The organism is Streptomyces sulfonofaciens, assembly GCF_014656295.1.
GTDB lineage: Bacteria > Actinomycetota > Actinomycetes > Streptomycetales > Streptomycetaceae > Streptomyces > Streptomyces sulfonofaciens.
In genome coordinates this window covers 1-17,483 of sequence record NZ_BNCD01000029.1, presented here as the reverse complement: position 1 = coordinate 17,483, position 17,483 = coordinate 1, and the positions used below count along the sequence as shown (strand labels likewise).

Sequence of the window (17,483 nt, the reverse complement as noted above, 5' to 3'; positions counted from 1 at the left end):
CGCCATGACCGGGGCGGGCCCGGCCGTGCCCGCCCCGGGCGGATCCGGCACGGCGGCGGGCCGCGAGGCCGGGGCGGGCCGCTTCCCAGCGCCCACCGCCTGGCGCCACCGCGGGCCGCTGCGTGCCACCGCGGCCCCCGCGCGGCGCATCGCACTGCCTGGCGCAACTGGCACCACCTGGCGCAGCACAGTGCCGGGTGGCGCCACCTGGTGCCACATGGTGTCGGATGGCGCCAGGTCAACTCCCTCGCGGTGCGTGAGTACGCATGGTGCCACCACGGCCCTGGACGACTTGTGTGTGTTTCCGCAGTTCAGAGCTGCATCTGCCAGGCTCACTCCGATGTGGCGCCATCGGGGGTTGCGTGTAGTGCCATAGTGGTGCCACTATAACGTCATGGACCTGACTCCGTATGTCGACACCCTCCGTCGCGAACTCGCGGTGGCCGCCGAAGCCGGTGGGGAGGACGCCCGCGAGCTGGCCGAGCGGCTCACCGCTCCGCTGGAGTCGGCGACCCGGCTGACCATGCTCAACGTGCTCTCCGCCGCGATGGACGAGATCACCCGCGAGCTCGCCCCCGGCTCGGTCGACGTACGGCTGCGCGGGCTCGACCCCGACTTCGTGGTGACGCCGCCGCCCGCCGGCGCCGCCCCCGTGGAAGCGGCCGCCGCGCCCGTCGAACCGCTCAGGGCGCCGGCGCCCGCCGACGGCGACGAGGGTGGCACCGCCCGCGTCAATCTGCGTCTGCCGGCCCACCTCAAGGCGCGCGCCGAGGAGGCCGCGAGCCGCGAGGGCCTGTCGGTCAACGCGTGGCTGGTGCGGGCGGTGTCGGCCGCGGTCGAGGGCGGCACACGCCCGCGTGTGACGCAGCAGGCCCACACCATCGGGCAGAGCATCACGGGTTGGGTGCGCTAGCCGCGCCCGCGCCCGCCCTCGTCACCCGCGCCGCATCCGCGCCACCCGCGCCGCGTCTGCACCCACACCACGTCCCCACCTGCGGGGACGGTCCAACGACTCATGAGGACGGTACAGCCATGCCTTCTTTCGACACTCCCGAACCGATCTCGGCCACCGCCCATGTGTACGCCGGTTCCATCCGGTTCACCGCGGGCGACCGCCCCGACACGGTCGTCGAGGTGCGGCCCCGCGACCCGGAGCGGGACCAGGACGTGCGGTCGGCCGACCAGACCGAGGTCACCTGCGCGAGCGGTGTCCTGACCGTCAGGACGCCCAAGCACCGGGGCCTCGTCGGGCGCACCGGCACCGTCGACGTGACGGTCGAACTGCCCGCCGGCTCGCGCGTCGACATGACGGGGGCCTGGGCCCAGGTGCTCGGTGAGGGCCGGCTCGGCGAGGTCCGGGTGAAGACCTCGTCCGGTGATGTCCGCCTCGACACCACCGGGCCGCTCCGGCTGACCGCGTCCCACGGCTCGATCACCGTCGAGCGGGTCGAGGGCGCGGCCGAGATCACCACCAGCTCCGGCAGCCTGCGCGTGGGCACCCTCGACGGCCCCGCCGTCCTGAAGAACTCGCACGGCACCACCACCGTCGGCGTCGCGACCGGCGATCTGCGGGTGAGCGGCGCCAACGGCGACATCAGCGTCGAGCGCGCAGAGGCGTCGGTCGCCGCCACCACCGCCCACGGCACCCTGCGCATCGCCGAAGTGGCCACCGGCAGCGTGCAGTTGGAGACCTCGTACGGCGCCATCGAGGTCGGCATCCGCGAGGGCACCGCCGCCTGGCTCGACGTCAGCTCCGGCCACGGGCAGGTGCGCAACACGCTCACCGCCACCGAGACCCCTCAGAAGACCGAGGAGACCGTGGAGGTCCGCGCCCGGACCCGCTACGGCAACATCGACGTGCGCCGCGCCCGGGCCTGAACGCCGGCCCGGGCCCGGCCCGCCGCCTCGCCCGCTCGTCACCCGCCACCCCCGCACCGCACGTCCCCAGTCACCTCATCCCGCGCACCGGAGGACCCTATGCCTTCTATTGTCATGCCCGCGTCCAAAAGGGGCGGTGGTCCGCAGTCGCCCGCCGCCGTCTCCACCGTCGGTCTGCGCAAGTCGTACGGCGACAAGACCGTGCTCGACGGCATCGATCTGCGGATCCCGGCCGGGTCCGTGTTCGCACTGCTCGGACCCAACGGCGCCGGCAAGACCACCACCGTGCAGATCCTGTCCACGCTCGTCGCCGCCGACGGCGGGCAGGCCCAGGTCGCGGGCCACGACGTCGCCACGTCACCGGACGGGGTGCGCGCCGCGATCGGCGTCACCGGGCAGTTCGCCGCGCTGGACGACCTGCTCACCGCCGAGGAGAACCTGCTTCTGATGGCCGATCTGCTGCGCCTCGGCAAGCGTGCAGGGCGCTCCCGCACCGCGGAGCTGCTCCGGCGGTTCGGCATCGCCGACGTCGCGCACAAGCGGGCCGCGACCTTCTCCGGCGGTATGCGGCGCCGGCTCGACATCGCCATGACCCTGGTCGGCGACCCCGAGGTGATCTTCCTGGACGAGCCGACGACCGGCCTCGATCCACGAAGCCGACGCACCATGTGGGAAACGGTGCGCTCGCTGGTCGCCGGCGGCACCACCGTCTTCCTCACCACCCAGTACCTGGAGGAGGCCGACCAACTGGCCGACCGGATCGCCGTGCTCGACGGCGGCAGGATCGTCGCCGAGGGCACGGCCGACGAGCTCAAGGCGCAGATCCCCGGCAGCCACGTACGGCTGGGGTTCACCGACCCCGCCGAGTACGAGCGTGCCGCCGCCGCGTTCCCCGGCGCGGCCCGGGACGACGGGAACCTCGCCCTGCGCGTGGCGGGCGACGGCGGCCTCGACGCGCTGCGCGCCCTGCTCGACCGGCTCGACGCCGCCGGCATCCGGGCCGCCGACCTCTCCGTGCACACCCCCGACCTGGACGACGTGTTCCTCGCCCTGACCGGCGACGGCACCTCGCGGACCGGCACCAGCACCCCGCTTCACGTCAAGGAGACCCTGCGATGAGCACCCTCACCTACGCCGTGCACGACTCGATGACGATGCTGCGGCGCAACCTCAGGCACGCGCTCCGCTACCCGAGCGTGTCGCTCGGCTCGGCCATGACCCCGATCCTGATGCTGCTGCTGTTCGTGTACGCCTTCGGGGACGCGATCGGAGCCGGAATGGGCGGCGGCAGGGGGGCCTACCTGGAGTACCTGACGCCCGGCGTCATCATCATGGGAGTGGCGGCCGGGGCGATGTCGACCTCGATCGCGGTCTGCTCCGACATGACCGAGGGCATCATCAACCGCTTCCGCACCATGAACATCACACGTTCGTCGTTCATGACGGGCCATGTCATCGGCAGCGTCATCCAGACGATGGTGAGCGTCGTCGTGGTCGTCGCGGTCGCGCTCGCCCTCGGTTTCCGCTCTGACGCGAGCCCGCTCGAATGGCTTGCCGCCGCCGGCCTCCTCGCCGCCATCGCGTTCGCGGTGACCTGGCTGTCGGCGGCGCTCGGCCTGGTCTCCAAGACGGTCGAGTCCGCGAGCAACAAGCCACTTCTGGTCCAGTTCCTGCCGTTCCTCGGCTCCGCGTTCGTGCCGGCCGACTCGATGTCGCCGGGCCTGCGCTGGTTCGCCGAGAACCAGCCCTTCACGCCGATGACCGAGACACTGCGCGGCCTGCTCTCCGGCTCGGAGATCGGCAGCAACGGCTGGATCTCGCTCGCCTGGTGCGCCGGTATCGCCCTGGTCGGCTACGTCTGGTCGCGCTCGCTGTTCAACAGCACCACCAAGCGCTGAGGGCCCGCCTGCCGCCCGATCGATCTCGTACACGCGCCATGGCACGGGGCCCGAGGACTCGGGCCCCGTGCCATGGCCGTCCGAGCAGGCCGGGGCGCGGTGGCGCGGTCGCCTCCGCCTGCCCCGTCCGCCGCTTCACCCCGTCGAAGCCGAACGGCGGCCGCACGGGCGTCGGCAATGGAGACACCGCGTGTGCGGCCCCCAGGAGGGGCCGCACACAAGGGCTCAGTCCTGTGCGAGGGCGGGCGGGGCGGCGTTCACGCCCCAGCTCGTCGGTGTGTCGGAGAGCTTGACCCTGATCGTGCCGGAGTGCAGCAGGTCCTCGTGGGACAGCCAGCTCTGGCGCAGCGTGCCCTTGTGCGTGTCCACGGAGGAGACGTACTGGAGCTTCGAAGCGTCGGCGCCCGGGGCCTCGATGGTGATGGGGCGTCCGTGCTCGGGCCGGATCTCGACCTTCTCGAACATCGGCGCGGAGACCACGTAGGTGGCGGAGCCGGGCTGGGCCTCGAAGACGCCGGCCATGGCGAAGACGAGCAGCGACGAGGTGGCGCCGAGGTCGTCATTGCCGGGCATGCCGTACACGTCGTCGGAGAAGAGCGTCCGCATCGCGCGCAGCACCGCGGAGGTCTTCCACGGCGCGCCCGTCCACGTGTACATCCACGGTGCGTGGAAGTCGGGCTCGTTGTTCGGGTTGAAGGCGAAGTTGTTGTGGTAGTCGTAGGCGCCGTTCACCCACGACTCCTTGGCGGCCTTCGCCGGGTCGGCCAGCACGGTCGGCATGTCGAAGAACTTGTCGAGCCGCTGCTCGGCGTTCGCCGGGCCGCCCATGAGCCCGAAGAGGGTCTTCGGGTCCTGCTGGGCGAGCCATTCGTACTGCCACGCCGTGCCCTCGTGGAACGGGGCCGTCTGGGTGGGGTCGGGGTTGCCTGCGACGGTGCCGTCCGCGTTCCTGGCGACGGGGAACCCCGAGAAGCCCTGCGACGTGACGGTGGGGTCCCAGAGCTTGGTGAAGTTGTCGCAGCGCGAGGCGAGCGCCGCGGCCTTGTCCTGGTAGCCGAGGCCGCCGGCCATCGTGGACAGCGCGCAGTCGGCGAGTGCGTACTCGAGCGTGGCCGAGCCCGCCTGGCGGCTGTCGCCGTACGTGTAGCCGGGCAGGTTCTGGTAGCCGACCCAGCCGTTCTTGACGTACGTCGGGTTGCCGTCGCGGCCGCGGAAGATCGACTGGTCCGAGGGGACCTCGTTGACGTTCTTCCACAGCGCGTCGAAGAGCTGTCGGGAGGTGCGGTTGTCGAGCAGGCCGCGGTTGTAGATGTCGACGATCCACGGGGTGATGGGATCGCCGCTCATCACGTTGGTCTCGCTGTTGCCGAGCCCCCAGCGCGGCAGCCAGCCGCCGTCCTGGTAGATGTGCAGCACGGACTTGGCCATGTCGGCGGCCTTGTCCGGGTTCAGCAGGTCCACCAACTGGTTCTGCGAGCGGTAGGTGTCCCAGAGCGAGAACATCTGGTAGTACGTGGAATCCGCGCGGTGCACCTGGTCGTCGAAGCCGCGGTAGCGGTTGTCCACGTCGGACCCGATCGACGGGTGCAGCAGCGAGTGGTAGAGCGCGCTGTAGTACGTGCGCTGGTCGGCGGTGCTGCCGCCGGCCACGCGCATGCGGTTCAACTCGTCCTGCCAGGTGCTGTGCGCGGCCGCGCGGGCCTTGTCGAACGACTTCGGCTGCTCGGCCTTGCGGTTCAGGCGCGCACCGTCGACCGAGGTGTAGGACAGACCCACCGAGGCACCGACCTGGTCGCCCTTGGCCGGGTCGAACGTCAGCCAGGCTCCGGCGCGCTTGGTGCCGCGTGCCGCCTCGCGCTTGTTCGGGGTGAGGGTGCCGTCGGTCCAGGTGCCGAAGCTGGAGAACTTGCGGTCGAACTTGGCGCTGAAGAAGATCCGGTAGCGCTCCTTGCCGGTCTCACCGCAGAAGTTGCCGCCCTGGAGCCAGCCTTCCACGGTGTCGTCGCCGACCACGTCGACGTCGCCGGCGTACGTGCTGCCGTTGCTCTCGCCGACCTCGATGAGGACGTTCTCGGGGCCCGATCCGGCAGGGTAGGTGTAGCGGTGCTGACCGGTCCGCTGTGTCGCGCTCAGCTCGGCCCTGATGCCGTTGTCGAGCTTGACGCCGTAGTAGCCCGGCGCGCGGGTCTCGTTGTCATGGCTGAACTTCGCACCGTACTGCGCGGGGTCGGACGACGTGACCGCACCGGTGGTCGGCATGAACCGGAAGTTGCCCATCGTCTGGCAGCCGACGCCCGAGAGGTGCGTGTGGCTGAAGCCGAGGATGGTGTCCTGCTTGTAGTCGTATGAGGCGTACTGGTTGAGCTGCGTGTCAGGGCTCAGTTGCACCATGCCGAAGGGGACGGCCGCGCCCGGGAAGGTGGTCCCGTCGCCGTTGTTGCCGATCGACGTGTCGACCAGCGTGGTGGGGTCACCGGCGAACTGCGGCCCTTGCTCCTTGGCGTTTGCGACGCCGGAGGTGGCGGAGGCCGTGGCCACGGTGGTGGTGAGCAACAAGGCGGCGAACACGCGTTTGAGCGCTCTCATCGAGGTCCTTTCGTGCGACAACGTTGTCAAATCCGCGTCCTCGATCCTTGCCCGTCGGGCATGGTTCCGTCAATCCATTGTTTGCAGCGTCCGCCCCACCTCGGTGACAGCGCCGAACGGAACGTACGCGAGGGCAAACGCGCGGCAGGCCGAGCGGGGCGGGGCTCGCCGCGGGCGGCACCCCCGCCGGGTGCCCACCCCACCGCGCCCCTCGGGAACGCCCCCCGCGGTGTGCGGCCCGCGTCACTCGGCACGCACCACCGTGAAGGTGCGGCTCCCAGCTCCGAGGTCCGCGACGCTCACGCGTCCGCCTTCGACACGGACGGCGGGGTGCGCCCCGCGGTGCCCGTCCCACAGGACCTCGTGCCCCTCGTGCACGGTCGTCCGATCGCCCGTGCCGGGCAGCGCGAGCACCCCCCGTGTGCCTGCGGGGGCCCGCACGGTGACGGTGAAAGCGGTCCGCGAGTTCTGCCAGGCGACGTCCAACGGGCCGTGCGGCGTGGGCAGCCGCCCCTGGGCCCAGGCGATGTCACCGGGGTGCGGGCGCACCTCCCAGGTGGCGTAGCCCGGCGACGTGGGGCGTGCGCCGAGGAGTTGGTGGGTGAGGGCGGGCAGGACACCGGTCGACCAACCGTGCGCCATGCTCGTGTACGCGTCCTCGTACGGAGAACCGTCGGGTCCGATGCCCTCCCAGTGCGTGGTGCCGGGGTCGTGCCGGTCCATCCAGCCGTAGGTGCGGCGGATCTGGTCGAGCGCGGAGCCCACCTGCCCGGTCTCGAACCTCGCCACGATCTCGGGGTACGAGGTGAAGGCGTACACGCGCCGCGAGGCACCCTCGAAGATCGTGTCGTTGTCCATGAAGGCGTTGCCGTACGCCTGGCGCGTGGTGGCGTCCAGGTGCGCGAGTGCGGAGGCCGCACGGCGGGTGTCCGCCACGCCGGTCACGACGGCGAGGGCGTTGCCGTCCTGGGCGTGCCGCACCGGTCCGGTCCCGGAGTCCAGGTAGGCACCGGCCTCTTCGTCCCACAGATGGGCGTTGACGGCCTCGGCCACCCGGGCGGCCCGCTCCTGCCAGCGCGCCGCGTCGTCCGCGTGGCCCAGCAGGCGGGCCAGGCGGGCGGCGTCGTTCAGCGCCTGCACGTAGAGGACGTTGTAGTACGTGACGCGCGCCGTGCGGTCCAGGAAGGCGTAGTCGCCGTACCCGCCCGTACCGCCCAGCCCCTTGCTCAGCAGCCCGGCGTCGTCGGTGACGCCGGGGCACCAGGTGTCGAGGACCTTGCGGAGGTTCGGGTGGTAACGCGCGGCGTAGGCGCGGTCGCCGGTGTAGAGCACGTAGTCCCAACTGCACGTCACCCACCACAGCGGGTAGTCGAACAGCGGGAGCGTGTAGGCGTTGATGGACGCCGGGGGGATCCAGCCGTCGGCCCGCTGGTGCTCGGCCAGGTCGGCGAGCACGTTGCGCGCGGCGGCCGCCGCGTCGTCGTGCGTGAGGTAGAGGGTGCGGGCCGAGACGGCGAGGTCGCCCACATAGGGGTCCCGGTCCCGCTTCGGGCCGTCGTGGAGGACCGGCTTCCCCTCGAGCGTGGCGCTCCACGCGCCGCGCGGGTCGACGTCGTCGCGCCGGAAGGTGTCGGTGACGAGTTCGTTGGTGTACGACGCCCCGTACCAGTAGCGGTTGAGGGCGTCGTCGGAGCAGAGGAACCAGCCGCGGTAGGTGCTCGGCGTGCCGAGCAGGGCGCTGAACTCCAGGGACACCGAGTCGATGTCCACCCTGCCCCAGGGCTGGGCGGCGGGCGCGTCCGACGGCAGCGCGTCCAGGGCGATCCTCAGATAGCGGAAGCCGTGCAGCCCGTCCGCGTAGACCTTGTCCCCGGCCTGGAACCCCTTGCGGTCGACCCAGTCGGCGCCCCCCGCGGGCACGGCGAACTGATCCGTGCCGTGCCCCGCCCCGCCGGCCTGGTCGGAGCGGGTGAAGTCGCTGCGGTCGGTGAGGAACCGCTGCGTCTCCGAGAAGGCGACGCGCACGCCCGGCGAGTTGTCCGAGGCGGAGCTGAACAGGATGCGGGGGTGTCCGACGACGACCTTGCCGAAGTCGAGCGTCACACTGGGCACTTCCTCCGCCTCGACGGCCTCGGGCCACACCTCGTTGATCCTGGAGTAGGCGCCCTGCGAGGTCTGCTGGACGGCGGTCACGGTGATGCGGACCCCGGATGCGGCGACCGGGGCCCCGAACGGCACCGCGCACTGGACGACATCGTTGTCGGCCACGGTGGCCGCGAGGTGCCAGGCACCGTCGTGCCACGCCTCGACGGTGAAGTCGCTCGGCACACCGTCCCGGTTGGAGACCACCGTGATGCCGGACAGGCGCCGCTGTTCGGGGAGCGACACGGTCAGCGTGTCGGGGAAGGCCCCTTCCGTGTCGTCGTTCCAGAACGTGTCCGGATCGCCGTCCACGGCGTGCGAGGCGTCGTAGGTGCGGGGCGTCCCGTCGCCGCCGTTGTTGCCGGGGTGCGTGGAGGATGCCTGTGCGGTGGTCCCCTCGGGCCAGCGCGGGGCGGGCGCCGGTCGCGGCCGGCGCAACGACGTGGCACCCGCGCCGGGTTCCAGCAGCGCCTCGGGGGCGATGACGTCACCGGTCCAGGCCAGGGTGCGGACGGGGCGCACGGTGCGGGACGCGGGCGCCTGGACGTAGCGCTGCCATCCGGTACCGGCGCGGGGTGGCCCGCCGGGACCGCGCCGGGCCGGCCCGGTGGGCGCCGCCTGCGCGGACGGTGCGCCGAGGAAGGGTGCCCCGACGGCGGACAGGGCCGCGGTCGCGGCCCCGGCCGCCATGACCGTGCGGCGGCCGGGGCGGGTGCCGGGGGTGAACTGCGGGTCGTTCTCGCAGGAGCGGCTCGGTGCCATGGCGCCTCACTCTGTCGCGGTGGACTGAAACGATTCACTTCCCAGGGCCGTGGCGAAGATATCTCAACTGGCAGGCGGCGTACAGATCGTGGACGGCACCGCCCGGCCGGGGCCGGTGCACCGCCGCCGCTCGCCGGTCCCGCGTCCGTGCCGTCAGACATCCGTAAGACCGCACCGGCTTCCACCGGCCGGAGCGGTCTTGTTTCCTGAGGTGCGCGGCGGTGAGCAGGTGAGGACGGCCGGCAACGGCACGACGGCCGGGGCGGTCGGCAACGGCAACGGCAACGGCAACAGCAAGGGCAACGACGGACAGGAGGGCCGGCAACGCCAGGGCGGCCAGGGCGGCCAGGCCACGACAGGGCGCCTTCTCACCGCCGCCCCGTGTTCCCGCTGCACCGTCCCGTGTTCCCGCCGCCGTCCTCGCACCGGTCCCGGGCCGCCCGTCCGCGGGGCCCGCTCCCAGCGAAAGGCATCGATCTTGAGAAGACATCTGACGGAGTTCATCGGCACGTTCTTCCTCGTGTGCACCGTGGGTGCGGCGGTCCTGACCAAGGCTCAGTTAGCACCGCTGGCCATCGGCGGGATGCTCATGGTGATGGTGTACGCGGGCGGCCACGTATCCGGGGCCCACTACAACCCGGCCGTCACCCTGGCCGTCCTGGTCCGGGGCCGCATCGGCACCAGGGACGCGGCCGGCTACGTGGTCGCGCAACTGCTCGGGGCGGCGGGTGGTGCGTCGGCCGCCCGATGGATGGTCGATCCGGGCCCGGTCACGGCCCTGTCGTTCTCGGGCCGGCACATCGGCGCGGCGCTGCTGGCGGAAGCGCTGTTCACCTTCGCCCTGGCCCACGTCGTCGTCAACGTGGCCACCAGCAGGAGCCATCCGGGGAACTCCTTCTACGGCCTGGCCATCGGCTTCACCGTCATGGCGGGTGCGGTGGCCGTCGGCGGGCTCTCCGGGGGCGCGTTCAACCCCGCGGTGTCCGTGGGGGGCGCGCTGATGGGCCTGTTCTCGTGGTCCGCGGTCTTGGTCCACCTGCCTGCCGAACTCCTGGGCGGAGCCTTGGCGGGAGCGGCCTTCGTGTGGACGCACCCCGACGAACGCCGGCCCGGGCAGCCGGCGGCGGACTCCGCCCCACCACCGGCCGCGCCCGTGGCCGAAGCCCGTACCTGACACAAGGCAACCGGCAGGCACCCGCCGGACGGAGCCGTGCGGGTGCCGCGGCCTCGGACCGGTACGGCGCCGACGGCCGCCGCCGCGCCGCCGGCCTCGGCTGCGGACGTCCCGCGACCGGGCCGACGGCGCGCGCCGCACGGGTACGGTCGGGTGCGGCCGGTAAGAGGGCCCTGGCACGGGACGCTGATGGGTGGTGGGTCCGCCCCGTGTGCGGGGCGGTGGAACGAGAGGGAGCACCTGATGTCCTTGAGTGGCAGGACGGCCCTGGTGACCGGCGCTGGTCGCGGTATCGGGAGGGCCATCGCGGTCCGGCTCGCGGCCGAAGGGGTGACGTCCGCGCTGGTCGCACGCACCGGGAGCGAGCTGGCCGAGACGGTTCGGCTGGTGCGGGAGCAGGGCGGCAAGGCGGTGGCGCTGCCCGCCGACCTGGGAGCCCCGGGTGCGGCGGCGGAGGTCGCCGAGCGCGCCTGCCGCGAGCTGGGTGCGGTCGAGGTGCTCGTCAACAACGCGGCCGTGGTCCAGCCGATCGGCCCCAGTACGGAGATGTCCGTGGCGACCTGGGCCGCGGCGTTCGACGTCAATGTGTTCGCGCCGGTGGCGCTGGCCATGGCCCTGGTGCCGCAGATGGTCGAGCGGGGCTGGGGGCGCGTGGTGAACGTCTCCAGCGGCATCGTCGCCATGCCGGGTTTCATGGTGGGCGGAAACGCGTACGCCGCGACCAAGGCCGCGCTGGAGGCGCACACCCTCAACCTCGCCGCCGAGCTGGAGGGCAAGGGCGTCACCGCCAACGTGTACCGGCCGGGTGCGGTGGACACGGCCATGCAGGACTGGATCCGCGAGCAGGGCGAGGGCCGCCTCGACGCCGCCACGTACGCGCACTTCCTGCGCTCGCACGCCGACGAGGCCCTCATCACCCCCGAGACCTCGGCCAGGTCCCTGGTGTCACGCATCGGCCTGGCCGACACCGGACGGATCTGGGACGTGGCCGACGCCTGACGGGGCCGGCCCCGGCGCCGCGGCACCCCTCGCCCGCGGGTGCCGCGGGCGGGGGGCCGGGAACACGGGAGGTCCCGGGCGCTCGCGGCCGTGCGACTCGTCCGGACTCAGCCGCCCTCGGGGGCGACGAGGGGGCTCCCGACCGCGTCGAGGGGCTGTTCGGTCCAGATGGTCTTGCCCCGGCGGCCGTACCGGCAGCCCCATCGGGTGGTGCACTGGGCGACGATGAACAACCCGCGCCCGCCCTCGTCGGTGCCCCCGGCCCGCATCAGACGCGGCTGCGTGTTGCTGTGATCGCTCACCTCGCAGATCAGCACCTCGTCGCGGATGAGCCGTACCCGGATCGGGCCCCAGGCGTACCGGACGGCGTTGGTGACCAGCTCGCTGACGACCAACTCGGTGGTGAACGAGAGGTCCGCGAGGCCCCATGCGTCGAGCTGGCGGGTAGCCGCCGCCCTCGCCTCGGCCGCCGAGCCGGCCTCCGCGGGGAACTCCCAGGCGGCCACGGCGTCGGGATCGACGGCATGGGTCCTGGCCAGCAGCACTGCGGCGTCGTCGCGGGGCTCGGTGCGGTCCGCCGCGGCCAGCAACGCCTCGCCGGTCTCCTCCAGCGTGTGCCGTCCTCGGCACAGCTCCCCCAGCTCCTGTTCCACCCGGCCCACGCCGTCGCCGTGCGCGTGGGGTCGGAGCGCCGGCAGACCGTCCGTGAAGAGCGCCAGGACGCTGCCGGGCTCCAGGGTGATGGTGCTCGACTCGTACGGCACCCCGCCAACGCCGAGCGGCGGCCCCTGGGGGACGTCGACCTGCTCGGTACCGCCGTCGGGCCGGACCACCACGGGCGGCGGCTGTCCCGCGCTGGCGAACGTGCACTGCCGCGTGGTCGGGTCGTAGACGGCGAACAAGCAGGTGGCGAGGGTGGTGTCGCTGAGGCTGACGGGTATCTCGGCGGCCAGCCGCTGCATCAGGTCCTCCATGTGGGCGAGGACCTCGGTCGGCTCCAGTTCCAGGGTGGCGAAGTTCTGCACCGCGGTGCGCAGCCGGCCCATGCCGGCGGCGGCCGGCAGGCCGTGGCCGACGACGTCGCCGACGACGAAGGCCACCCGCAATGAGGGCAGCGCGATGACGTCGAACCAGTCCCCGCCGACACCGGCCCCGCCACCGGCCGACGCGTAGGCCCCCACGGTGTGTGCGGCCGTCAGGTCCGTCACCGCGCGCGGCAGCAGCCGTGCCTGGAGCTCCGCCACGGCCCGGTGCTGGTACGCGTACCGGCGGGCGTTGTCGATGCCGAGTGCCGCACGAGAGCTGATCTCCTTGAGGAGCTGCACCTCGTCGGACTGGAAGGCGGGGGAGTGCTCGGTCCGCCACGCGGAGACGGCGCCGAGCAGTATGCCGTGGGCGAAGAGCGGTGCCACCATCAACGAGTGCGCCCCGTCCGGCACCAGCAGGGCGACCAGGTGCTCGTCCTCTTCCAGGGTCCGGCTGACGGCCTGCCGGTCGAGGACGACGGGATGGCCCCGGAGGATCTTCCTGACCTGGGCGGTGTCCGGCAGCGGCGGCTGCTCCTCCCCGATGTCGAGCATGCGTTCGGGCCACCCGTCGGTGGCCGCGGCGGCGGCGCGGACCAGGCGGTTCCGGCCGCGGACGGCCGGCGCCGGCTCGACGCCGGTGAGCACCGCCCGGGTGAGGTCGACGGCCACGAAATCGGTGATGTCGCTGATCACGTCGGCCAGCGCCTGGGCGATGTTCCGGGCGTCCAGTGAGAAGCCGATCCGCGTTGCGGCGCTGTGCAGCAGCTCCCGCTGCCGGCGGATGCGCTCCGGCTCGGTGACGTCCTCCACGACCACGGCGACGCCGGACGGCTCGCTCCGGGCGTCCTGGAGGCGGAAGGCGGACACCGAGACCGTCCTGTCCTGCGGCGGCCGCTGCCCGGACCGCCACTTGTGCTGCCAGGAGACCACCGGCACACCGGTCTCCACCACCCGTGTGAGGATCGACTCGGCCACGGCCGCGTCGCTGCCCCACACCACGGGGGTGAACCGGTCGCCGGGCTCCATGGCCGGGGCGCCGAACATCCCGGAGGTGATGTTGGTGCGCTCCAGTCTGAGGTCCGTGTCGCGCAGGGCTATCCCGATCTCCTTCTGGTCCATCAGGGAACGCAGCAGCGCGGTGCCCTGCCCCCATCCGGCGGCCGTGTCGGCCGGTACGAAGTTGATCAGCAGGGCGCCCGCCTCGCCTGCCAGTGCCGTTGCCCAGAAGGCCACGTCCACGCCGTTTCCGTGCGCGTGCCTGAGCCGGGTCCTGCCGGGGCCCGGCCGGGGCGTCCGTGCGCTCTCCCCGGGCCCCCACGTCGCTCCCGCCGACAGCAGCTCGGTGAGCGGGCGGCCCGTGACGGCGTCGGCCGGCCGCGCCAGCAGCCGTGCGGCCTCGTGCGACCAGCCCGCGACCGCCCCCGCCCGGTCGACGACGACCGTCGCCGGCGCGGGCATGGGCATGTCCTGGCCGTCCGGCGGCCCGGCGACTGCGTCCATCACCTGCTCCCGCTGGGGACACCTGGCATAACGACCCTATTGTACGTAACGGACAAATTACGCGAATCTCTGCCCGGGGGGCGGGGCCTGTGCGACGGCCGGTCCCGGTGGTGTGAGACCTGCCGGTGGCCGAACCAAGCCGTCGCGGACGGGTACGTCGAGCGTCCGGGCCAGGCCCTCAAGGCTCTGGTCCAGGCGCTGCAGGTGCCGCAGCACCCGCCGTGTCGCGTTGGCGTCCTCGGCGTGCGCCCCGCCCTCGCCCGCGGCGAGCCGGACGGGGACGGCGCCGGGCTCGAACGCGGTGCCGCCTCCGCCCGGCTCGCCGCGGGCGGCCACCCGGCCGATCAGGGTCGCGAGGTTGCGGTCCATCCGGCCCGCCTCGGCCACGAGGCGCGGATCGGCGCCCATACGGGTGCCGGCCGGCACCAGATCGGCGGCGGCGGCCAGACCGCGGGCGTGGAAGGCCGCCGTCTCCAACAGCCCCAGCACGCGGAGCGCGGTGCGCCGCCGGGACCGCAGCGGGCTGACCGGGCTGGTCAGGGGCTGCACCGACAGGCGCAGGCCGTCCAGGGCCGAGTCCAGCGCGCGGGCGGGAACGAGCAGGTCCCCGCCGCCCGCGCCGCCCAGCTCGGCCAGCGACCGGGAGAGCACCGCGCGCAGTCGCTCCAGCACGTCGCGCAGCAACTGGTCCGTGCGGTCCCGGGTCCGCACCGGCAGCACGAGCACGGCGGCGGTCAGCCCGCACGCGGTGCCCAGCGCCGTCTCCTCGATCCGCACCACCAGCACGCCCGGGGTGAGGGCGTGGAGCAGCGTGTACAGCATGCCGATCATCGTGGTGACGAAGAACGACATCAGCGTGTAGGACACCGCGGTCGTGTGGTACATCCCGAACACGCTGAGGCCCGCCAGGGCGAAGGCAGCCCAGGGGCGGTCGCCGATCAGGGCGGCGAGGGCGAGCCCGGCGGCGACGCCCGCCACCGTGCCGACCAGCCTCCGGTACCCCCGGATGAGGACCTCGCCGGTGGAGGCGGTGCTGATGAACACCACCCAGCACGTGAACACCGCCCAGTACCACCGCTGCGGCGAGAGCAGTTCGCCGCCGACGACGGCCAGCGCCGAGCCGGTCGCGACCTGGAGCGCGGTCCTGGTGGTGGGGCGGATGCGGGGGCCCTGCCCCTTCGGTACGACGCCCTTCGCCGGACCGCGGTCCTCCGCCGCCGGCTCCGCGCGCGAGCGTGCCGCCCACTCGGCGTCCTGGGCCGCCTCGGTGTTCTCGGCGGCGGCCGGGCGCGGGCCGAACATGGCGTGGGCGAAGTCCCCGGCGGAGCGGAAGGCGTCCCGCATCGCCGCGGAGGCGTCGGGCAGGTGCTCGTCGTTGCGGTAGCCGAGCAGCCGGTCGCGCACCTCGGCGGGATCGGAGCCCGCCGGCCGCGGCCGACCCGGGCCGATCGCCGCGCGCAGCGCACGCAGCTCATGGACCAGCGCGGGCAGCGTCGCCGTGTCGCGGGCGTCGACAAAGGTGTCGGCGGGGCGGGGCTTCGCCAGGTGCCGGGTCAGGGCGTCGTCGTCGGCACCTGGCCACAGGACCCGCAGCACGAGGACGGCCAGCCGCTCCACGGCGGTCTCCGCCTCCGCCACGCCGCGCCGGACCGCGGTGGCGGTGCGCTCGTCGGGCGCGCCGGTCGCCAGCCGGTTCTGGATCACCAACGCACCCGTGTGCAGGCGGGCCGCGTACCGGCGCAGACCGTCGACCGCCCGCTCGGCCCGCGGCGCCCGCGGTCCGCCCTCGGCCACCTCGATCAGCGCGTCGAGCACCAGCACCAGGCGCAGCCCGAACGCACGCCGAAGCCGCGCCAGTGTCCGCTCGGGCGACGAGCGCAGGACGGCGAACCGGACCAGTGCCGAGCTGCCGAAGGCCACCAGTACCGCCAGGAGCAGGTGCGGCAGTTGCTGCACGCGGGTGCCGACGAACTGGGTCACGAAGTAGAGCTGGAAGACGAAGACGCCCAGCGCGGTCGCGCGCGGGCCCAGCCGCCTGATGTGGAGGGCGGCGAAGATCAGCAGCACGAACACCGCGTCCGCCACGGCCCGGTACGGCGCCAGCGCGCTGCCGACCGCCATGGTCGCCAGTGCGACCGGCACCCCGGCCGCCAGGGTCAGCGCCTGGTCGCGCGGCCGGGGTTCGGTGACCGCGACCGTGCTGACCATCGCCGTGAGGGCACCCGACACCAGGATCGGCACCGGGGCGTGCAGCGATGCGAGGGCGCCGAGCGCCAGCAGTACCGCGCAGAGCGTGCTGAGTGCGGACAGCAGCCGGATCAGTCCGGGATCGGATGCCGCGAACCGGTCACGGACGTCCGCCCACCCCTTCCGCGCCCGCCGCATGACCGCCCGCTCCGTGACCGCCCGTTCCATGACCGGCTGCGCTCCGCACCGAACCGATGGTGGAGACGTCACGCGGCCGGCTCGTCGAGCGAGGCCAGGAAGTCGTCGACGCCGACCACGCTGTGGGAGACCATGTTCAGGCCGCGCATCATCGCCTGGTACGTGACCAGGCCGCCGGGGGCGGCGGTCGCGTCGGTGAACGCCGTGACGTGGTAGCCGCGCTCCATCGCGGTGCGGGCCGTCGACTCCACGGCCATGATCCCGGAGACCCCGGCGATCGCGAGGTACTCGACGCTGCGCTGCCGCAACTGGAACTCCAGGTCGGTGTGGTGGAACACGTCGAGGCCCTTGTGCGGCGCGAGGACCACGTCGCCCGGCCGGGGAGCCAGGTCCTCGTGGAACTCGGTGTGCCAGGTGCCGGCCTCGAACAGCCGGTTGTCGAACATCTGCCGGTGTATCCCGGAGACGTGCTTCCACGACGAGTAGTCCTCGTCGGTGAAGGCGGTCGTGGAGTAGAAGACGGGCATGCCCTCGTGCCGTCGCACCCCGGCGATGAGCTTCTTCAGGTTGTCGATCGTGCCCAGCCGTTCGTACTCCGGCGCGTAGAGGGGAAAGGCCTTGCCGTCCTTCGAGAAGTTCTCGTTGACGAGGTCGATGAGAAGCAAGCCCACCCGACCGCGTTCATAGCCACTCGCCATGACCGTCCTCCAGCGTAGAAGTCGTCGGCGGCCGGATCGTCCGCCCGGCTCACCGTTACGTTCAATGACTGTAACGTAATTGGGCCCGTGGTGCGAGACCGGCGGCGGGGTCGGGCCCACCGGCAGGGCCCCGCCGTCGTTGGGCCCGTGAGCTCGGCGGGGGGCGTGCGCCCCGAGTACCGCTCCGGTCCCGGACGGCAGGGCGGAGCGGGCGGCTCCGTTGCTGCCGCCCGCTCGCGAGGGGTGCCGTCAGGGCCCCGGCCGGCCGTGCGCGTCCGGGCGGGTGGTGCATGCCGGTGCCCCGTACGTGCCGCGGACCGGTGCAGCCCGGTGCGCTGTCCCCGTGTGGGCCCGTCCCCTGCCGTCCCACCGCGGGGTGAAGGGCGTCCGTGCGTGGGTGGTACGGAAGTTGTCGATGATCAGCACGTCGCCG

Annotated in this window: 11 protein-coding genes and 1 pseudogene; 6 read left to right on the top strand and 6 right to left on the bottom strand. The window is 72.9% G+C overall.

Annotated elements, in window-relative coordinates; genetic code table 11:
* Positions 1–394: 394 nt before the first annotated feature.
* The 4 genes from IE313_RS31120 (at position 395) to IE313_RS31105 (ending at position 3,776) form a co-directional block, all read left to right on the top strand.
* A complete protein-coding gene (locus IE313_RS31120; protein ID WP_189938155.1) occupies positions 395–913 on the top strand; it encodes a toxin-antitoxin system HicB family antitoxin in 519 nt (172 codons plus the stop codon).
* 119 nt (positions 914–1,032) lie between these two features.
* Positions 1,033–1,878 carry a DUF4097 family beta strand repeat-containing protein gene (locus IE313_RS31115; protein WP_189938153.1) on the top strand — a complete coding sequence of 282 codons (846 nt, stop codon included), beginning with the start codon at positions 1,033–1,035 and terminating at the stop codon, positions 1,876–1,878.
* A 114-nt stretch (positions 1,879–1,992) separates the two neighbouring features.
* The gene (locus IE313_RS31110; RefSeq protein WP_189938151.1) at positions 1,993–2,997 is read left to right on the top strand and encodes an ATP-binding cassette domain-containing protein; all 1,005 of its coding nucleotides are present in this window, start codon (positions 1,993–1,995) and stop codon (positions 2,995–2,997) included.
* Entirely contained in the window at positions 2,994–3,776 is a 783-nt protein-coding gene (locus IE313_RS31105) for an ABC transporter permease (protein WP_189938149.1), read from the top strand. The genes IE313_RS31110 and IE313_RS31105 overlap by 4 nt, the downstream gene beginning before the upstream one ends.
* 225 nt (positions 3,777–4,001) lie before the next feature.
* On the opposite strand, the gene IE313_RS31100 is transcribed toward IE313_RS31105, so the two are convergent.
* Positions 4,002–6,362, bottom strand: a complete 2,361-nt coding sequence (locus IE313_RS31100; RefSeq protein ID WP_189938147.1) for a GH92 family glycosyl hydrolase — start codon at positions 6,360–6,362, stop codon at positions 4,002–4,004.
* A 243-nt stretch (positions 6,363–6,605) separates the two neighbouring features.
* Positions 6,606–9,266 (bottom strand): alpha-L-rhamnosidase-related protein, encoded by a 2,661-nt coding sequence (locus tag IE313_RS31095; protein WP_189938145.1) that lies wholly within the window; start codon positions 9,264–9,266, stop codon positions 6,606–6,608.
* A 49-nt stretch (positions 9,267–9,315) separates the two neighbouring features.
* Between IE313_RS31095 and IE313_RS31090 the strand changes: the two genes are divergently transcribed.
* Positions 9,316–10,440: an MIP/aquaporin family protein gene (locus IE313_RS31090; protein ID WP_308439234.1), complete on the top strand. Its 1,125-nt coding sequence runs from the start codon at positions 9,316–9,318 to the stop codon at positions 10,438–10,440.
* 243 nt (positions 10,441–10,683) lie between these two features.
* Positions 10,684–11,439: an SDR family NAD(P)-dependent oxidoreductase gene (locus tag IE313_RS31085; protein ID WP_189938141.1), complete on the top strand. Its 756-nt coding sequence runs from the start codon at positions 10,684–10,686 to the stop codon at positions 11,437–11,439.
* Positions 11,440–11,546: 107 nt separating this feature from the next.
* On the opposite strand, the gene IE313_RS31080 is transcribed toward IE313_RS31085, so the two are convergent.
* From IE313_RS31080 to IE313_RS36255, 4 genes and pseudogenes are all read right to left on the bottom strand, one after another.
* Positions 11,547–13,967, bottom strand: coding sequence for a SpoIIE family protein phosphatase (locus tag IE313_RS31080; protein ID WP_189938140.1), 2,421 nt, complete (start codon positions 13,965–13,967; stop codon positions 11,547–11,549).
* 57 nt (positions 13,968–14,024) lie between these two features.
* Positions 14,025–16,382: an FUSC family protein gene (locus IE313_RS31075; RefSeq protein ID WP_229925110.1), complete on the bottom strand. Its 2,358-nt coding sequence runs from the start codon at positions 16,380–16,382 to the stop codon at positions 14,025–14,027.
* Positions 16,383–16,420: 38 nt separating this feature from the next.
* Positions 16,421–17,023: a cysteine hydrolase family protein gene (locus IE313_RS31070; protein WP_229925109.1), complete on the bottom strand. Its 603-nt coding sequence runs from the start codon at positions 17,021–17,023 to the stop codon at positions 16,421–16,423.
* 276 nt (positions 17,024–17,299) lie between these two features.
* Positions 17,300–17,483, bottom strand: a pseudogene (locus IE313_RS36255) (hypothetical protein); the annotation flags it as partial.